The organism is Gellertiella sp. DMC107 (assembly GCF_056313605.1).
Map to the genome: position 1 here is coordinate 493,954 of NZ_JBQUZZ010000003.1, position 17,677 is coordinate 511,630.

At 59.5% G+C, this 17,677-nt stretch carries 12 protein-coding genes and 1 pseudogene; 6 read left to right on the top strand and 7 right to left on the bottom strand.

Features of this window, described 5'->3' with window-relative positions; translation table 11 throughout:
- Nucleotides 1-260: 260 nt before the first annotated feature.
- Entirely contained in the window at nucleotides 261-1,505 is a 1,245-nt protein-coding gene (locus ACT54B_RS13125; protein ID WP_476045408.1) for an N-acetylmuramoyl-L-alanine amidase, read from the bottom strand.
- 607 nt (nucleotides 1,506-2,112) lie between these two features.
- Here ACT54B_RS13125 and ACT54B_RS13130 point away from each other — a divergent pair.
- From ACT54B_RS13130 to aat, 6 genes are all read left to right on the top strand, one after another.
- The gene (locus tag ACT54B_RS13130) at nucleotides 2,113-4,995 is read left to right on the top strand and encodes an Rne/Rng family ribonuclease (protein WP_476045409.1); all 2,883 of its coding nucleotides are present in this window, start codon (nucleotides 2,113-2,115) and stop codon (nucleotides 4,993-4,995) included.
- 305 nt (nucleotides 4,996-5,300) lie between these two features.
- Nucleotides 5,301-6,068 (top strand): DsbA family protein, encoded by a 768-nt coding sequence (locus ACT54B_RS13135; RefSeq protein WP_476045411.1) that lies wholly within the window; start codon nucleotides 5,301-5,303, stop codon nucleotides 6,066-6,068.
- Between the two features lie 127 nt (nucleotides 6,069-6,195).
- Nucleotides 6,196-6,633, top strand: a complete 438-nt coding sequence (gene aroQ / locus ACT54B_RS13140) for a type II 3-dehydroquinate dehydratase (RefSeq protein WP_476045412.1) — start codon at nucleotides 6,196-6,198, stop codon at nucleotides 6,631-6,633.
- A 20-nt stretch (nucleotides 6,634-6,653) separates the two neighbouring features.
- Entirely contained in the window at nucleotides 6,654-7,133 is a 480-nt protein-coding gene (gene accB / locus ACT54B_RS13145) for an acetyl-CoA carboxylase biotin carboxyl carrier protein (RefSeq protein WP_476045414.1), read from the top strand.
- 12 nt (nucleotides 7,134-7,145) lie between these two features.
- Nucleotides 7,146-8,489 (top strand): acetyl-CoA carboxylase biotin carboxylase subunit, encoded by a 1,344-nt coding sequence (accC, locus tag ACT54B_RS13150; protein ID WP_476045416.1) that lies wholly within the window; start codon nucleotides 7,146-7,148, stop codon nucleotides 8,487-8,489.
- Nucleotides 8,490-8,496: 7 nt separating this feature from the next.
- Nucleotides 8,497-9,114: a leucyl/phenylalanyl-tRNA--protein transferase gene (aat, locus tag ACT54B_RS13155; RefSeq protein ID WP_476045417.1), complete on the top strand. Its 618-nt coding sequence runs from the start codon at nucleotides 8,497-8,499 to the stop codon at nucleotides 9,112-9,114.
- A 421-nt stretch (nucleotides 9,115-9,535) separates the two neighbouring features.
- On the opposite strand, the pseudogene ACT54B_RS13160 reads toward aat, so the two are convergent.
- The 6 genes and pseudogenes from ACT54B_RS13160 to gatB all read right to left on the bottom strand — a co-directional run.
- Nucleotides 9,536-9,943: pseudogene (locus ACT54B_RS13160) on the bottom strand (DUF2155 domain-containing protein); the annotation flags it as partial.
- Nucleotides 9,944-9,994: 51 nt separating this feature from the next.
- The gene (locus tag ACT54B_RS13165; protein WP_476045418.1) at nucleotides 9,995-10,390 is read right to left on the bottom strand and encodes an NADH:ubiquinone oxidoreductase subunit NDUFA12; all 396 of its coding nucleotides are present in this window, start codon (nucleotides 10,388-10,390) and stop codon (nucleotides 9,995-9,997) included.
- Nucleotides 10,391-10,530: 140 nt separating this feature from the next.
- Nucleotides 10,531-11,037 (bottom strand): N-acetyltransferase family protein, encoded by a 507-nt coding sequence (locus ACT54B_RS13170; protein ID WP_476045419.1) that lies wholly within the window; start codon nucleotides 11,035-11,037, stop codon nucleotides 10,531-10,533.
- Nucleotides 11,038-11,099: 62 nt separating this feature from the next.
- Entirely contained in the window at nucleotides 11,100-14,006 is a 2,907-nt protein-coding gene (locus ACT54B_RS13175) for a M10 family metallopeptidase C-terminal domain-containing protein (RefSeq protein ID WP_476045421.1), read from the bottom strand.
- A gap of 152 nt (nucleotides 14,007-14,158) precedes the next feature.
- Nucleotides 14,159-15,793 (bottom strand): M10 family metallopeptidase C-terminal domain-containing protein, encoded by a 1,635-nt coding sequence (locus ACT54B_RS13180; RefSeq protein WP_476045423.1) that lies wholly within the window; start codon nucleotides 15,791-15,793, stop codon nucleotides 14,159-14,161.
- A 298-nt stretch (nucleotides 15,794-16,091) separates the two neighbouring features.
- Nucleotides 16,092-17,597 (bottom strand): Asp-tRNA(Asn)/Glu-tRNA(Gln) amidotransferase subunit GatB, encoded by a 1,506-nt coding sequence (gene gatB, locus ACT54B_RS13185; RefSeq protein ID WP_476045424.1) that lies wholly within the window; start codon nucleotides 17,595-17,597, stop codon nucleotides 16,092-16,094.
- Nucleotides 17,598-17,677 lie beyond the last annotated feature (80 nt).

A 17,677-nucleotide genomic window follows, 5' to 3' on the forward strand; every position in this document is an offset into this window, starting at 1 on the left:
CTCAAGGGCTTTTGCACGGAGCCCCGCGCATTGCAAGGATAGGATGAAACCAAACCTTGAAAAGCGCTGGCTTTTTGTGCTCGGCTCCCTAGCCTCTCCCGTGCCGATCCGCCTGGATCTGACATGGGCTGAACGGACACGATCCTGTCGCGGGGAATGTGCAGAAATTAGGGCTGATCAACCCCTTGTTCATAAATTGTTTAGAAGTTGCGGCCGGCATGTTGCATCGCCGTCGCACTCGTCTTTCCCCAGAAGCCTCGTCAATTGCGCTGGCCGACCGCGGCTCCTTCCGGTGCGCGATAGTCCAGTATGGCCTGCGCCAGCAGCCGCGCAACCAGTTGCTGGCGGTTGGAATCGGTCAGCTGCTGAACATCCTTGCGGTTGGAAAGAAAGCCCAGCTCCAGGAGCACGGACGGAATTTCGGGCGCGCCGAGCACGATGAAGCCGGCCGAACGGTGCGGATTATTGATCAGCTCCACCTGCCCCTTGAACGAGTCGATGATGCGTTCCGCAAAGGTGACCGCAAAGGCCTGGGTCTCCCGGCGGGTCAGGTCGAGAAGAATATCGGCCACCTCTTCCGGCTCGTCGCTGGCGGCCATGCCGGCCAGTTCGTCCGAAAGGTTCTCGCGCTCCGCCAGGCTAGCGGACAGCGTGTCCGATGCCCGGTCCGAAATCGTGTAGACGGTGGCACCGCGGATATCGGCCTGCTTCAGCTTGTCGGCATGCAGGGAGATGAACAGATTGGCCTGATGTTCGCGCGCGATGGCGACGCGGCGGCTCAGGGAAACAAATTCGTCCTTATCCCTGGTCAGGAAAGCGTGAACACCCGGCTGGCGGTTCAGCTCCGCGACCAGTGCCTGGGCAAATTGCAAGGTGATATGCTTTTCCACCGTCTTGCCGTCGGAGCTGGTGGCGCCCGTATCGATCCCCCCATGGCCGGCATCCACGGCGACCAGGAACCGCTCGCCCGCCACCGGCGAGTTGAGCAGTGCCGGTTGTCCGGCAGAGCGGGAGGACGGAGGCTCTTCCGCCCAGGTTTGTGCGGCGACAAGCGCGCGAAAGGCTTCCGGCGAAACGGTCTCGCCTTCGACAATCAGCGCCGCACCCTTGTTGGACGGCAGCGGCTTTGCTTCCGACCGAACCACCTTCATCGGCGCGGCAAGGGTTATCACCATGCGCGCCTGCCCCTCGGACATCGTGCCGTATCGCACCGATTTCACCACCCCCGTCGAGTGAACCTCCGTGTCAGGCTTGGTGAAAACGGTCCGCGGCAGATCGAGGATCAGTCTTGGCGGCTGGTCGACATAATGAAAGGAAAAGGTCGGCGGCTTGTCGAAATCCATCTCGAGCGACAGTCGCCCGTCTTTCGCCGCGAGTCGCACATCCGACGCAACGAGCGCTTGTACGCCGGCTTCGGCTTGCGTCTCGCTGGCCAGAACGGGAGTATGGGCCGCCGCAGCGAGTCCCATCGCCGCCGCAAGCATAATGCCCCAAAACCGCCTCATCGCACTCCCCCACCCAAGCAAATCGCGTCTTCCTACCAGCAATGATCGCGGATTCGTAGCGCAATTCCAAATCTCGACCGCCGAGTGCTGGCATGCCGCAAGGGCGAAATTATTACAATAATATGGCAAAACAGGCTTTTCGCTTGCCATTGGCATGGTTTGAACATACAAGGCACACAGGGACAAAAAGTGTAAACGGGATAGAATTGCGGCGAAAAGGCTGCCAACCGAATGGCGCCATCTGACCCCTCTTCATCAGCCGTCACGGCACGAAGGTTCCGGAACTGGATCAAAAACGCAGGCGAAAGCCGATTTACAGAATTTTCGGTGGCGAGCCACCGAACGCTCCAAGGAGCACAATCCATCGGACCCGAAAGGGTCTAAACTTAGTCAGTCTCGTATGGACCGAAATGGTGTCGCGGCAGATATTGTCACAGTTGAGCAGCGCTTCGGGTGAAACAATCCCCGCCCCTGCTTTTCTGCCCGCCAGCCACCCCTCTCCATCGGGATTTCTTATTTCCGGCGCATCACCTGTCGCATATCACCATCGGGCTCTCACGCCCGGTAGGCATGCACGCGGCCCGATGCGCCGAGGAGCACAGGTTACATGGCAGACAAAATGCTCATTGATGCGTCTCACTCGGAAGAGACGCGCGTCGTTGTCGTTCGCGGGAACCGCATAGAAGAATTCGACTTCGAATCGCAGCACAAGAAACAGATCCGCGGAAATATCTACCTTGCCAAGGTTACCCGCGTGGAGCCCTCGCTTCAGGCGGCGTTCGTGGACTACGGCGGCAACCGCCACGGCTTCCTGGCATTTGCCGAAATTCATCCCGACTACTATCAGATCCCCCTGGCCGACCGTCAGGCCCTGCTCCGCGCGGAAGCCGAAGAACACCGCCGCGACGATGACATCGAACATGTCGAGACCGGCACCGATCTCGGTGGATCCGACGGCACCGATGAGACCGAAACGGTAGAGATTGCAGCCGAGGCAGCAGTTGAGGTCGTCGAGGCCGAAGAGGCTGCCCCCGTCGAAGTGAAGGTGGAAAAGCCGAAGAAGCCGCGGCGCACGCGCGCCAAGAAGAAGGTGACCGAGGAAGCCGTTGCCGAAACGGAGGACGCGCCGGCTGCCGAGGCCGCATCGTCCGAAGCGATCGATGGCGACGACTCCACCCCCGACGAAATGGCCGCCATGGTCGATACCGACTCCGTCTCGGAAGACGCCCGCCCGCGCAATGACGACGAGGATGAGGACGACGACGAGGACGAGGGCGAAAAGGAAGTCATCGAATCCGTGGGCGCAGAAGACGCCATGGAAGAGGTGCCGGATCGCATCGTTCGCAAGCCCCGCAAGCAATATCGCATCCAGGAAGTGATCAAGCGCCGGCAGATTTTGCTGGTTCAGGTCGCCAAGGAAGAGCGTGGCAACAAGGGTGCTGCGCTGACCACCTATCTGTCGCTGGCCGGCCGCTACTCGGTTCTGATGCCGAACACAGCCCGCGGCGGCGGCATTTCCCGCAAGATCACCAATCCGCAGGACCGCAAGCGCCTCAAGGAAATCGCCCGCGCACTCGAAGTGCCGCAGGGCATGGGCGTCATCCTGCGCACCGCTGGCGCCAACCGCACCAAGGTCGAGGTCAAGCGCGACTTCGAATATCTGATGCGTCTGTGGGAAAATGTCCGGACGCTGACGCTGAACTCCACGGCTCCCTGCCTTGTCTACGAGGAAGGCAGCCTGATCAAGCGCTCCATCCGCGACCTCTACAACAAGGATATCAGCGAGATCATCGTGGCCGGCGAGGAAGGCTATCGTGAAGCGAAAGACTTCATGAAGATGCTGATGCCGAGCCATGCCAAGGTGGTTCAGCCCTATCGCGACATTCACCCGATCTTCTCGCGCAACGGCATCGAAGCCCAGCTGGACCGCATGCTGCAGCCGCAGGTCACGTTGAAATCCGGCGGCTACATCATCATCAACCAGACGGAAGCGCTGGTGGCTGTCGACGTGAACTCGGGCCGTTCCACGCGCGAGCACTCCATCGAAGATACGGCGCTCCAGACCAATCTGGAGGCCGCGGAAGAAGTAGCCCGACAGCTGCGCCTGCGCGACCTTGCCGGGCTTATCGTCATCGACTTCATCGACATGGAAGAGAAGCGGAACAACCGCGCTGTCGAGAAACGCCTGAAAGATTGCCTGAAGAACGACCGCGCCCGCATCCAGGTCGGGCGGATCTCGCATTTCGGCCTTCTGGAAATGTCCCGCCAGCGCATTCGCGCCTCGGTTCTGGAAAGCACGACCCAGGTCTGCTCGCATTGCGGCGGCACGGGCCATGTCCGTTCCCAGTCGTCGATCGCCCTGCATGTGCTGCGTGGCATCGAAGAACATCTTCTGAAGAACACCACCCATAACATCACCGTGCGCACCACGCCGGATATTGCGCTCTATCTGCTCAACCAGAAGCGCTCGACCATCACGGATTACGAGAAGCGCTTCGGCGTCTCCATCGTGATCAGCGCGGACGGCAATGTGGGCAGCCAGCATTTCGCCATCGAACGCGGCGAGCCGGTTGAAAATCCCGTAAAGATCGAAACTCTGATCCAGTTCGAGCCCGAGCCGGAAGACGATGAACCGGTGGTCTTCGAGGATGAGGCCGACGAAGAGGAAGTCGTCGTCGAGAAGGCATCGGACACCAGCCAGGCTGCGCGCGCCGAGAGCGATGGCAATCGCAAGCGCAAGCGCCGCCGTCGTCGGCGTGGCGGAAAGGGTAATGGCGAGCGGGGCGAGGAAAACGGTTTCCAGGCCGAGCACCAGTCCAATGCAGATTTCGGCAGCGCCGAGGATGGCGATGAGGACGAAGCCGAGGGCGATAGCGAGAACGATGGCGATGCATCCGGGTCTTCGGCCAAGACGGCTGACGGTGACGATCAGCCGCGTCGCAAGCGCCGTCGTCGGGGCAAGCGCGGCGGCCGACGCAACCGCGAGGATGGCGTCAATGGCGAAGGCATGACCGACGGAGGGGACGACGAGGACGCAGACGCTTCGGAGGAATCGGAAGCGGCGGCGACATCGGAAGACCGGACGGAAGCCGAAGTGATTGAAGCGGTTGCAGAGAAGGCCGCAACCGACCTGTCGGACGCTGCGGCAGCAGTCGAGGGCGTCGAGGCGGTTGTGGCGGAAGCGAAGCCCGCCAAGCCCCGCCGCAGCCGCAAGAAGGCTGTTGCGGTCGAACCAGAACCGACCCCGGAGGCGCAGCCCGAAGCCGAAGCCCAGGCGGAAGAGACTTCGCCGGTTACGGCCGCCCCAGAGGAGCCTGCTGCAGCCGGCGCTGTTGAGGACGAGCCCGCCGCAGAAGAAGACGCCAAGCCTGCGCGTGCCAATCGCGGCGCGAATGTCGCAAGCTCCGAACCGGTGGTCACCTCGCAGTCGGGAGAAGAGGCGGACAAGCCGAAAAAGGCGGGCTGGTGGCAGCGCCGCGGCTTCCTTTGATCGCTTCACACCCCTGACAATTGCTCAAAAAGGCCGCACCTGTTGCGGCCTTTTTCTTTGCCCGATCTTATTCAGATTTTGATTCAATATCTTCAGCGCCAGAATCATGTTTGCCGCATATATGTCTGATTCCAATGCATCTTTCGGTTCATCGACCGCGATCGGATCGCAGCGTTGGAGCGCCCTTCACATTCCCGCGAAGTGGTCATCGCACGAACGCTTTTCGTTTTGCGCGGGCATAAAACGAGACTATAGAAGTCGATAGTTGCCGGATGGCCCCTGCGATCTCTAGGAACGAGGAAAGAATGGCTCTCAAACTGAAGTCTTTGCTGGGCGGCGCCTGTCTGGTGCTTGGCCTTGCCGCTGCCACGCCCTTCGCTGCCTATGCGCTCGATGATGCGCAGAAGAAGGAATTCGGCGAATTCATCCGTGAATATCTGATCAGCCATCCGGAAGTCATTCAGGAAGCGCAGGCAGCACTGGAGAAGAAGCAGGCGGAAGAGCAGGCGCAGGCCAGCACGCAGGCCGTCGAGCGCAACAAGGATGCCATCTTCTCTGCCCCGGATGACGTCACTCTGGGCAATCCGAAGGGTGACGTGACCGTGGTCGAATTCTTCGACTACAATTGCGGTTATTGCAAACAGGCGCTTCCCGACATGAACGCCCTGCTTGAGAAGGACAAGAATATCCGCTTTGTCCTGAAGGAATTCCCCATCCTGGGCCCGGATTCGCTCGCCGCGCACCGCGTCGCCGATGCTTTCCGCAAGCTGAACCGGGACAAGTACAATGATTTCCACCAGGCGCTTCTTGGCGGTCACGGCCGGGCGACCGAAGCACGGGCGATCGAAGTGGCAAGCTCGCTCGGCGTTACGGAAGCAGAAATCCGCGAGATGATGAAAAAGAGCCCGGCAGACGATTCCATCCGTGAAGCCTATCGGGTCGCACAGGAATTGGGTGTCAGCGGCACGCCTTCCTATGTCATCGGCAACGAGCCCGTTTTCGGCGCCATCGGCATCGAGGAACTGAGCACGAAGGTCGCCAATGTCCGCTCCTGCGGCAAGACGACCTGCTGATACACGGCTTCACCGCCCCGTTTCCGGTCTCCCCGCTTGTGGACAAAGCTGCAAGCGGGGCAAGGCCCTTTCCCTTGCGGGACAGGCGGTCTATAGGTGACTTTCGTGTTACCAGTCGGATTATCGTATGACTCAATCAGTTTATGTGCTGAACGGTCCCAACCTGAATATGCTGGGCAAGCGAGAGCCGGGAATCTATGGCGGGCAAACGCTTGCCGAGATCGAGGCTGCCTGCCATGCATGCGGAAAGGAACTGGGTTTCGCGGTGGTCTTCCGCCAGACGAACCATGAGGGCGTGCTGGTAGACTGGCTTCACGAAGCGGCCGACAAGGCCATCGGTGTAGCAATCAATCCGGGCGCCTATGGCCATACATCCATAGCGCTGCACGATGCGATCCGCACCATCGGACTTCCGGTGGTGGAGCTTCATCTTTCCAACATTCATGCGCGGGAAGAGTTCCGCCACAAGACAATGACCGCACCCGTCTCAAAGGGCGTCATCTGCGGTTTCGGACCATACAGCTACATTCTGGCGCTGCATGCGCTCGCCAATGTCGCGCGATAAGAAGAACAAAGGGATTATCCATGGCTGACAAGAAATCCGGCATTGACCAGACGCTGATCCGCGATCTGGCGAACATCCTGAACGATACGGACCTCACGGAGATCGAAGTCGAACAGGACGACCTCCGGATCCGCGTATCGCGCACGCCGGCGACGCCCCACTATATCCAGGCCCCGATGGCCGCAGCGCCGGCTGCGGTTGCTGCCCCGGCGGCTCCCGCTGCGGCCGCGGCACCGGCCGCCGCTGCTGCCCCCGCCCGCAATCCTGCGAACGTGGTTTCGGCGCCGATGGTCGGCACGTGCTACATGTCTCCGGCCCCGGGCGCGCGTCCCTTCGTCGAAATCGGCTCCACCGTGAAAGAAGGCCAGACCCTTCTCATCATCGAAGCCATGAAGACCATGAACCAGATTCCGGCCCCGCGTGCCGGCAAGGTCACGGAAATCCTGGTAGAAGACGGTCGTCCCGTGGAATACGGCGAAGCGCTCGTCGTGATCGAATAAGGCGTTCTGGCCATGGTTTCGAAAATCCTCATTGCCAACCGCGGCGAAATTGCCCTTCGCGTCCTGCGCGCCTGCAAGGAGCTGGGCATTCCGACGGTTGCCGTGCATTCGACCGCAGACGCGGATGCCATGCACGTCCGCCTTGCCGATGAAAGCGTCTGTATCGGTCCGCCCCCGTCGCGCGACAGCTATCTGAACATTCACCAGATCGTTGCAGCGTGTGAGATCACCGGTGCGGATGCGGTGCATCCTGGCTACGGCTTCCTTTCGGAGAATGCCAAATTCGCCGAAATTCTGGATGCCCATGGCATCACCTTCATCGGCCCCACCGCGGACCACATCCGCATTATGGGCGACAAGATCACGGCCAAGAAAACTGCCCAGGAACTGGGCATTCCCGTCGTCCCGGGCTCGGATGGCGAAGTGAAGCCCGAACAGGCACTGGACGTGGCCCGCAAGATCGGCTTTCCGGTGCTGATCAAGGCCACTGCCGGTGGCGGTGGCCGTGGCATGAAGGTTGCGAAGACGGAAGAAGAGCTGGACGAAGCCATTTCTACGGCTCGGGCCGAAGCTGCTGCCGCCTTTGGCAATGACGCGGTCTACATGGAAAAATATCTGGGCAAGCCCCGGCATATCGAAATCCAGGTGGTGGGCGACGGGGAAGGCAATGCCATCCATCTCGGCGAACGCGACTGCTCGCTGCAACGGCGCCATCAGAAGGTCTGGGAAGAGGCCAATTCCCCTGCCCTCAACGTGGACCAGCGCATGAAGATCGGCCAGATCTGTGCCGATGCCATGAAGAAGCTGAAATATCGCGGCGCCGGTACCGTCGAGTTTCTCTATGAAAACGGGGAATTCTATTTCATCGAAATGAACACTCGTCTTCAGGTTGAACATCCGATCACCGAGGCCATTACCGGCATCGACCTCGTGCATGAACAGATCCGTGTGGCATCCGGACGGGGCCTCTCGGTCACGCAGGAGGAGATCACCTTTTCCGGCCATGCCATCGAATGCCGCATCAATGCGGAGGATCCGCGGACCTTCGTGCCGTCGCCCGGTACGATCACCCATTTCCATGCGCCCGGTGGCCTTGGCGTCCGGGTGGATTCGGGTGCCTATGCGGGATACAAGATCCCCCCCTATTACGACAGCCTTATCGGTAAGCTGATCGTGCACGGGCGGACGCGTGTGGAATGCATGATGCGCCTGCGCCGCGTGCTGGACGAATTCGTCGTCGACGGGATCAAGACGACGCTGCCGTTGTTCCGCGAACTGGTTTCGAACCAGGATATTGCCAATGGGGATTATGATATCCATTGGCTTGAACACTATCTGGCCAACAACCCGGCCTGAGAACGCCATGGGAAAAAAGCGCAGCGAATATCAGCCCATCACGCCTGATGTTCTGCTGCGCGCCTATTCCATCGGCCTGTTTCCGATGGCGGAATCGGCAGACGACCCGGAGCTCTTCTGGGTCGAGCCGGAAATGCGCGGCATCATTCCCCTCGACAGCTTTCATATCTCGCGCAGCCTCGAAAAGGTCATGCGCAAACGGCCTTTCGATATCCGCGTCAACACGGCTTTCGAAGCCGTAATGGCGGGCTGTGCTGCAGCAGCGCCCGATCGGCCCTCGACCTGGATCAATGAAACAATCAGAAGTCTCTATACGGCGCTTCACCGCTACGGGCACGCCCACAGCGTAGAGGCTTTTGAAGGCGATGCGCTTGTGGGCGGGCTTTACGGCGTTTCCCTTGGCTCCGCCTTTTTCGGGGAAAGCATGTTCTCCCGCCGGACAAACGCCTCGAAAATCTGCCTCGTGTCGCTGGTGGAGCGGCTGAGAGACCGGGGCTTTACGCTGCTCGACACGCAGTTCACCACCGAACACCTGAAGACGTTCGGTGCGGTCGATGTTCCGAAACAGGAATACGCGCAGCTGCTCGAGGCGGCCATGTCAAACGCTGACATCAAGTTCGATTAAGTCTCAGACACCGATCAGGCCTGAGGGCGGCTTACTGGAAGCCGCCACCCTCTCCGCCTCCCGGCTGCCCGGTCTGGCCATCCGGCGGCGGGGGGAAATCTCCATTATCCGGCAGAGGCCCGCCGAACGGGTCATCCTGAGGAACGGACTCCGGCGGCAGTTCGACCCCGGGATCGGCATCCGGAAGCGGCGGAAGATCGGACTCCACCTGGCCAGCGTCCGGCGGCTGCGGCAGCGGATCCACATTGGTACCGTCCTGAAGCGGCGGCAGCGGCGTGGGATCGACAAATTCCGGAGGCGGCTCGCCGCCTACCGGCGCATCTGGCGCGGGGGCTGGCTGACCGTCGCTTTCGCTACGCGGCTGGTTCTCCGGATTCTTGGGCGGCGTTGGCGGACCGTTTGGCGGGATCTTCAGATCCTTCGGCGGCGGCACATCGGTCTTCTGTTTACATTCCTTGAGCCAGACGTCGAAGATCGGGTGTTCGATCGCGTTCAATGCCGGGCTATCCGCAAACATCCAGCCGGTAAAAATGCGCTTGATCTTGCGATCCAGCGTGATCTCGTCGACTTCGACAAAAGCGTCCACGTGCTGGGTTTCGGTCTCGTCGCGATTGTAGCAGGCGCGCGGCGTGACCTGAAGGGCGCCGAACTGAACCGTTTCGCCGATATAGACGTCAAAGGTGGTGATGCGACCGGTGATCTTGTCCAGCCCGGAGAAGGAGGCAACGGGGTTGCTGATCCGTGCGGCGTCTGCGGGCTGTGCCCAACAAGCGACCGCTGCCAGAAGAGGCAGCCCGTTTTTCCACAATCTTGTCGGTTTAATCTTCATCCGGCCGTCCTTGGCATTCCGTTGGAAGCGCGCCCGCGCGCTCCCTCGGGATTACGCGCCAGGCGTCCAGGCGTCATAGTCGCCCGTCACACGCGGACGCTCGCCGCTGGCCAGGAGAGAGCCCTGAGGACGGTAAGCTGCCGGCGTTCCGGTCGGATTCGGCCGGTGCGGCTTCTGCCACTCGCGCGCAACATAGTTCTCTTCGCTGGGAGGCGTATCCGTGCGGTGATGCATCCATCCATGCCAACCGGGCGGAATTGCGGAGGCTTCGGCATAATCGGCGTAGATGACCCAACGACGGGTTCGGCCTTCGCTGTCCTTTCCGCCCTGGTAATAGACATTTCCCAGTTCGTCCTGCCCCACCCGCTTGCCATGACGCCAGGTATGGAAACGCGTGCCGATCGTCTGGCCGTTCCACCAGGTGAAGATTTGCAGAAGAAACTTCATATTGCTGTCCTTCGCAGGCTGCGCCATGCACTGGGCGCAGCTCGTCTGTCTCTTTCTCGCTTATGCCGCCACGACCGCCTGTTGTCCAGTGATTCCAGCAATTTCCCCGCCGCTTTTCAGAAGCTGCGCAGGAACGGGCCCTAGCCGTAGGGAATGAGCGCCTTTTCCATGAGGTGCGCCGGAATGCCCGATTCGTCCGTACCGCAATTTTCGGTGCGACCGACAATGGTGAAACCATGCGCATGATAGAAAGAAATGGCATCTGCATTGCCGAGATCGACCTGCAAACGCAAGGCTTCGGCCGTCGGAAAGCAGGTCTCGACCTCGGCCAGCAAGGCCTGGCCAATGCCCTGCCGTTTCAGTTCGGGATGCACATAAAGCTTCACCAGTCCGATGGTCCGCGCCTTGGTACGGGACGGTGTCGCATAAGCCATACCCCCGATTCTGGTACCATTGTCGGCTACCAGAAATTCACCAGCCGTGTCGGAGAGCAGATCGCGCAACACGTTTTCCGCATTCCACGCGGCGTTCAGCTCAGCAACTTTTTCTGCTCCATGCAGCGGCTCGTATGTATCCCTGTAGGCAGCGACCAGCAGTTCCTGAACGGCCTTCACATCCCGGCTCGTCGCGGTGCGAACGAAATACATCGACATTTCCATTTCTTGCAGGGCGAACTTCTTCAGGAGGTCAGCCTGTCCGTGAAAAACGTCTAGATGATAACGAAATCGAGCGCGGTCAAGGCAAGATTCTTCGAAACGGTCGCGAAGAGCACGCTGCCGCCCGCCGCGCTTCCATTCGCGTCGTAGAACAGCTTGCCGGTATCCGTTTCATAAACGATCCGATCGGTGGCCCGCGTGGCGATGCCTGTCAGATTGGCGGCAAAGGCTGTTGCCGAGAGCACGCCGGCGCGCATGCCGGACAGGATTCTACTCGCAATCAGGATCGTATCGTCCGGCACCGAAAAATCAGTGATGACGTCGGCATTTCTGGCACCGAAGGCGCTGCTGAAGACAAAGGAGTCCCTCCCCGCTCCGCCCGTCAGGACATCATTGCCCAGACCGCCGTCGACCCGGTTCGCCGCAGTATTGCCGATCAGCGCGTTGGAGAGTGCATTTCCGGTGGCGTTGACCGTATCGGTGCCCAGGAGGGTCAGATTTTCGATGGTCTGATAGGAGGCGAGCGTGCGCGTGACCGTGGACAGGATCGTATCCGTTCCGGCGCTGTCGATGACCGTATCCCCGTCTGCCCCCAGCACGAAAATGTCGTTCCCAGCCCCTCCGTTCAGCGTGTCCTTTCCAGCCCCGCCCTCCAGACGATTGGCTCCCGCGTTTCCGGTGAGGATATTGTCCAGAGCATTGCCGGTCCCGCTGATGTTATCGCTGCCGAGAAGTGTGAGATTTTCGACCGAAGTGTAGTCCTTCAGAGTGCGGTTTATCGTGCTGGTGATCGTATCGATCCCCGCGCTGTCGAGAACCGTGTCATTGTCCGCGCCGAGCACATAGGTATCGTTGCCAGCGCCCCCGTTCAGGCTATCCTTCCCCGCACCGCCGTCGAGGCTGTTTGCCCCAGCATTGCCGACAAGGATGTTATTCAGCGCATTGCCCGTTCCGTTGATATTGTCGGAACCGGCGAGAGTGAGGTTTTCGATGACGGTATAGGCCGCGAGGCTGCGGCTGATTGTGGTCGTGATCAGATCGATGCCGGCGGTATCGACAAGCACGTCATTCTCGGCGCCCAGAATATAGGTATCGTTGCCGCCGCCCCCGATCAGCCGGTCGCTGCCAGCCGCCCCGTCCAGCCGATTGGCGGCGTCGTTGCCGATAATGACATTTGCAAGGCTATTGCCCGTGCCATCCAGGGCGCCGGGCCCGATCAGCGTGAGATTTTCGATGGTCGCATAGATCTGCAGGCTTCGGGAGATGGTCGACGTGACGGTATCGAGACCGCCACTGTCGGCAACGGTGTCGGCGCCGTCTTCCAAGATATAGACATCGTTGCCGTCGCCGCCGTCGAGTTTGTCGCTGCCATCACCGCCCGACAGGCTGTTTGCGCCGCCATTGCCGGTGAGACTATCGTCATAGCTGCTGCCTATCAGGTTCTCCACGTCCAGATAGGTGTCGCCCTTGGCTTCTCCCGTATTGCCGGCCGGCTTGAGGAGGTTGACCGACACACCTTTCGAGGCGTTCTCGTAGCTCGCGGTATCCGAACCGCCGCCGCCGATAAGTTTGTCCGCTCCGTCGCCGCCTTCCAGCTCGTTGTCGCCAGCATCGCCCCTCAATTCGTCATCGAAATCAGATCCGCGCAGATTTTCGATGGATTGATAGCTATCGCCGCTCGCCTCCCCCTTGTTCAACGTGGTGTCCGCGAGGCTTGCAACGACCGCCTGGAGGGCATGCTCGTAACTGGCTGTATCCTTGCCGAGACGCCCATCCAGTTTGTCCGCGCCAAGACCGCCTTCCAGGACATTGTCTCCGGTGTCGCCAGCAAACTGATCGGCGAAATCCGAACCGATCAGATTCTCGACAGAGGCAAGCTTCTCACCCGCCGCCAGGCCCTTGTTTGCGGCGGCATTGAGGAGATCGACGATGACGGCAGCTGTCGCATCGGAATAGACGACCGTATCCGTGCCCGCTCCACCGTCGAAGCTATCCACACCGTCGCCGCCGACAAGGTAATCGTCGCCCTCAAAGCCGGAAAGAATATCGTTGCCTTTCATCCCGAAAAGAAGATTGCCGACGGTGTTGCCGTTGATCGTATCGTTTCCGCCGCCGCCGCGCGCCTCTTCCAGAAAGGTTTCCAGCGCGATCGAGACGTTGCCATTCAACCCATTGAGATTTGAAAAGTATCCCGGGCGAAGGTCGATCAGATTATTCGTGTCGAGATTGCTGTAATCGAGCACATCGTAACCACCGGTGTCGTTGATGCAGTAGGTGGACTGCGGGTGAGCACCGAGGTCGGTCAGGCCCCTCCACACTGTTTCTCCATGGCCGTAAACCGTATCGCCCTCATTGACGGCAAGCGGGCCGTACAAATCGCGAAGCGCCTTCAGGTCGGCGATCATCGGTGAAATCAGATGCTGGAAGCTTGCCTGGTTCTGCGAATAGTTCGGCTGGCTGAAATAGGACATGATCGTGTATTGCCACGTATCGATATCGAACTTGCGGTCGGTATCGTAACTGGCAGAGCCATTATAGTTGCCGGGGTGGTTCAGTCCCAGCGCATGGCAAATTTCATGAATGAAGGTCTGCAAGCCGTAGGAGCCGAGAGACCACTGCTCACCCTCGGGAGCCGTGTCCATCCAGGTCTTCTCCACATTGACCATGGTCGACACGATATGGGTGTACGTGGTCTCCACGTGCATGTTGTATGCACCGGAATCCTCGTTGTCGAAGGTGATATCGGCCTTTACGCCGCTTGTTTGCGTGAATCTTATGCCGGTCACGGCGGTGATGATCTGAAGCGCCAGCAGCGCGCAGTCATACTGCTCCGGATAGTCCCTCAGTCCCTCGAGATCGCAGCTGATGGTCGTGTGATCGAAAGCAAGGGAATAGCCGTCATCGGCCTGCTTCAGATAGTCCACAAGGGCGCTGAACGTAGGATTCAAAACATTGACCATAAAAAATACCTTCAAGCAAACATGGCTGGAAAGGTATTTTTATTTTAGTCATTCGTCAATCAGCGAATTCGACTGAAAACTGATGGAGGCGCAATCGCATGCGCCTGTCCCCGCGAAGGGGAATGCCGGGCCCTGAGGCCCGGCAAGAGGGATCAGAGGTAATAATTCAGGGACGACAGTGCGTTCACGCCGGAGATGGTGATCGCAAAATCGGCGATGCGGTCACCGTTCACGTCGGCGAAGACGTAGGTGTTGCCACCCGACATTTCCACATGCAGCTGGCCCGCCACACCGGTGAAGGCTGCGGTGCCGATGTAGGTGAATGCCTGATTTCCGGCAACGCGGGTGTTGGCATCGATGAGGCGCAGATCGATGCGGTCACCCTGGGCGAAGCTGAAATCATAGATGATATCGCGGCCCGTGCTCGATGCCGTGGAATCGGAGGTCAGCGTGAAGACGAAACTGTCCGCGCCGCTTCCGCCGAAGAGACGGTCGAGGCCCGCACCGCCCACCAGGGCATCATTGCCATCGCCACCGACGAGATAATCGCTGCCCGCGCCACCGTTCAGGGCATCGTTGCCGCCGTTACCGTAGAGATAGTCATTGCCATTCGCGCCCCACAGCGTGTTGGCGAAATTATCCCCGATCAGCGTATCGTTATAGCCGCTGCCATAGATATTCTCGACGCTGATATAGGTGTCACCGGCGGCAATACCGGTATTGGTGGACGGGCTCAGCAGGCTGACCCGCAGGCCAACCGTAGAGTCGCTGTAATAGGCGGTATCGATGCCCGCACCGCCATCGTGGAGATCTGCGCCAAGGCCGCCGACGAGAGCATCGTTGCCGTCGCCGCCACGCAGCGCGTCATTTCCTGCAAAGCCATAAAGCGTGTCTGCGCCGGCATTGCCACGCAGAACGTTGCCCACGGCGTTGCCCATGATCGTGTCGTTGCCGGAACCACCATAGGCGTTCTCGATAACGGTGCCGAGCGAGATCGATACGTTGCCCTTGTAACCATTGACGTTCGAGAAATAGCCCGCCCGCAGATCGATCAGGTTGTTCGTATAGGTGTTGGAATAGTCGAGAAGATCGATACCGCCGGTGTCATTCACGCAGTACGTCGACTGGCTATACCTGCCGAAATCGGTCCAACCGCTGTAAACCGTCTCGCCGCGACCATAGACCGTGTTGCCGGTGTTGACGGCCAGGCGACCGTAGAGGTCGTTCAGAGCCTTGATATCGCCGATCATCGGACCGAGCAGATAGAGGTAGCTGGCATTGTCGTAATTGTCCTGAGTGAAATAGGACATGATGGAATATTGCCAGGTATCGATGTTGAAGATGGCATCCGTATCGTAGCTGCCATTGCCGTTGTAAGGACCCCCATGGTTCAGGCCAAGGGCATGGCCGAACTCGTGGATGAAGGTCTGTACGCCATATTCACCGATGCTCCAGTCGCTGACCCAGTTGGTCGCCACATTCACATTCGACTTGGTGATCGTGTTGCCGGACGTGTAGCGGGTGGCGTAGGCGCCGCTCGAATCGCGGTTGTCCGTCATAATGTCAGCGGCCGAAGACGTGGTGAGAACAAAGCTCAGGCCGGAGAACTTGGACAGCAGACCCAGTGCATTCTTGGCCGCATTGTACTGCGCCATATTGTCCTTCAGGCCCTCGAGATTGACCGAAATCGTCGTGTGATTGAAGGCCACATTATACGCGGAGCCCAACCCCTTGTTCTTGAGGTAGTTTACATAGGCGGTGAATTCGGAATTCAACACATTCGTCATAGCGGCCCCTCTTGCCAATAGCCATCTCAACGTGGCTGATACCACTTTTGATATAGGATATAAATATCATAATGGCTGAATAACGGCTGAATAAAGCCTGCAAGAAGTATCAACATGGGTTGAAAGCGAAAGACGCGCCGGAAATTCCCGAACAGGTTAACCAGATCTTAACATCTCAGGCAGTCCCACACCCCTAAACCAGTAGGTGCAAAGACAATCACCCCGGAAGAAGACGAAACAAGAAAGGCGCTCGTTTGAAAGAGCGCCTTTTGTTTTGTTACAAGCAGAAGCGACCGGATTATTCTTCGACGATGCCCAGCTTGTCCTTGACGAGTTGCTGTAGGGCCTGGGGATTTGCCTTGCCGCCAGTCGCCTTCATGACCTGCCCGACGAACCAGCCGGCCAGCGTCGGCTTCGCCTTGGCCTGGGCGACCTTGTCCGGGTTGGCGGCGATCACTTCATCGATCGCCTTTTCGATGGCGCCGGTGTCGGTCACCTGCTTCATGCCCCGATCCTCGACGATTGCAGCCGGATCGCCGCCCTCGTTCCAGACGATTTCGAAGAGATCCTTGGCGAGCTTGCCCGAGATGGTGCCGGCCTTGATGAGGTCGATGATGCCACCGAGCTGAGCAGGCGAAACCGGAGTCTCTTCAATGGCTTTGCCGGCTTTGTTCAACGCACCGAGGAGATCGTTGATGACCCAGTTTGCGGCCGCCTTGCCGTCGCGGCCTTCTGCAAGCACCTCGAAATAATCGGCAATCGCCTTTTCGGAGACCAGCACGGACGCATCGTAGATGGTCAAGCCCAGTTCGCGGACGAAACGCTCCTTCTTGTCGTCCGGCAATTCCGGCAGGTGCTGGCGGAGCTCCTCGACGAAGGCATCGTCGAATTCGAGCGGGAGCAGATCCGGATCGGGGAAATAGCGATAATCATGCGCATCTTCCTTGGAGCGCATGGAACGGGTTTCGCCCTTGCCCGGATCGAAGAGACGGGTTTCCTGATCGATCGATCCGCCATCCTCCAGAATGCCGATCTGGCGGCGGGCTTCATATTCGATCGCTTGACCGACGAAGCGGATGGAGTTGACGTTCTTGATCTCGCAGCGGGTGCCGAATTCGCCGCCCGGGCGGCGGACGGAGACGTTCACGTCGGCGCGCATGGAGCCTTCGTCCATGTTGCCGTCGCAGGTCCCGAGATAGCGCAGGATCGTCCGCAGCTTGGTCAGGTAGGCCTTCGCTTCGTCGGAGGAGCGCATGTCGGGCTTGGAGACGATTTCCATCAGGGCCACGCCGGAACGGTTCAGGTCCACGAAGGACATGGTCGGGTGCTGGTCATGCATGGATTTGCCGGCATCCTGCTCCAGATGCAGACGCTCGATCCCGATCTCCACGTCCTCGAACTGGCCCTTGCGGTCCGGTCCGATGGAAATGACGATCTTCCCCTCGCCCACGATCGGGTCCTTGAACTGGGAGATCTGGTAGCCCTGGGGCAGATCCGGGTAGAAATAGTTCTTGCGGTCGAAGATCGAACGCTTGTTGATCTGAGCCTTGAGGCCGAGACCGGTGCGGACCGCCTGCTTCACGCATTCCTCGTTGATCACGGGCAGCATGCCGGGCATGGCGGCATCGACGAGAGAAACATTGGAATTCGGAGCGGAACCGAAAGCGGTGGACGCGCCGGAAAAGAGCTTGGACTGGCTGAGCACCTGGGCATGGACTTCCATGCCGATCACCACTTCCCAATCGCCGGTGGCACCGGGAATGAAGCGCTTCGGGTCAGGCGTGCGAACATCAACAATGGTCATGGACTTCTCTTCGAAATCGGGAGTTTCATGAGGTCGTGAGGTAGAGGAAATATCCGCCCGGCGCAAGGCTTTGGCGCGGG

Coding starts and splice junctions, on each gene's coding strand:
- ACT54B_RS13125 (WP_476045408.1), bottom strand. CDS start 1,505: ATGAGGCGGTTTTGGGGCATTATGCTTGCGGCGGCGATGGGACTCGCT.
- ACT54B_RS13130 (WP_476045409.1), top strand. CDS start 2,113: ATGGCAGACAAAATGCTCATTGATGCGTCTCACTCGGAAGAGACGCGC.
- ACT54B_RS13135 (WP_476045411.1), top strand. CDS start 5,301: ATGGCTCTCAAACTGAAGTCTTTGCTGGGCGGCGCCTGTCTGGTGCTT.
- aroQ (WP_476045412.1), top strand. CDS start 6,196: ATGACTCAATCAGTTTATGTGCTGAACGGTCCCAACCTGAATATGCTG.
- accB (WP_476045414.1), top strand. CDS start 6,654: ATGGCTGACAAGAAATCCGGCATTGACCAGACGCTGATCCGCGATCTG.
- accC (WP_476045416.1), top strand. CDS start 7,146: ATGGTTTCGAAAATCCTCATTGCCAACCGCGGCGAAATTGCCCTTCGC.
- aat (WP_476045417.1), top strand. CDS start 8,497: ATGGGAAAAAAGCGCAGCGAATATCAGCCCATCACGCCTGATGTTCTG.
- ACT54B_RS13165 (WP_476045418.1), bottom strand. CDS start 10,390: ATGAAGTTTCTTCTGCAAATCTTCACCTGGTGGAACGGCCAGACGATC.
- ACT54B_RS13170 (WP_476045419.1), bottom strand. CDS start 11,037: ATGTATTTCGTTCGCACCGCGACGAGCCGGGATGTGAAGGCCGTTCAG.
- ACT54B_RS13175 (WP_476045421.1), bottom strand. CDS start 14,006: ATGGTCAATGTTTTGAATCCTACGTTCAGCGCCCTTGTGGACTATCTG.
- ACT54B_RS13180 (WP_476045423.1), bottom strand. CDS start 15,793: ATGACGAATGTGTTGAATTCCGAATTCACCGCCTATGTAAACTACCTC.
- gatB (WP_476045424.1), bottom strand. CDS start 17,597: ATGACCATTGTTGATGTTCGCACGCCTGACCCGAAGCGCTTCATTCCC.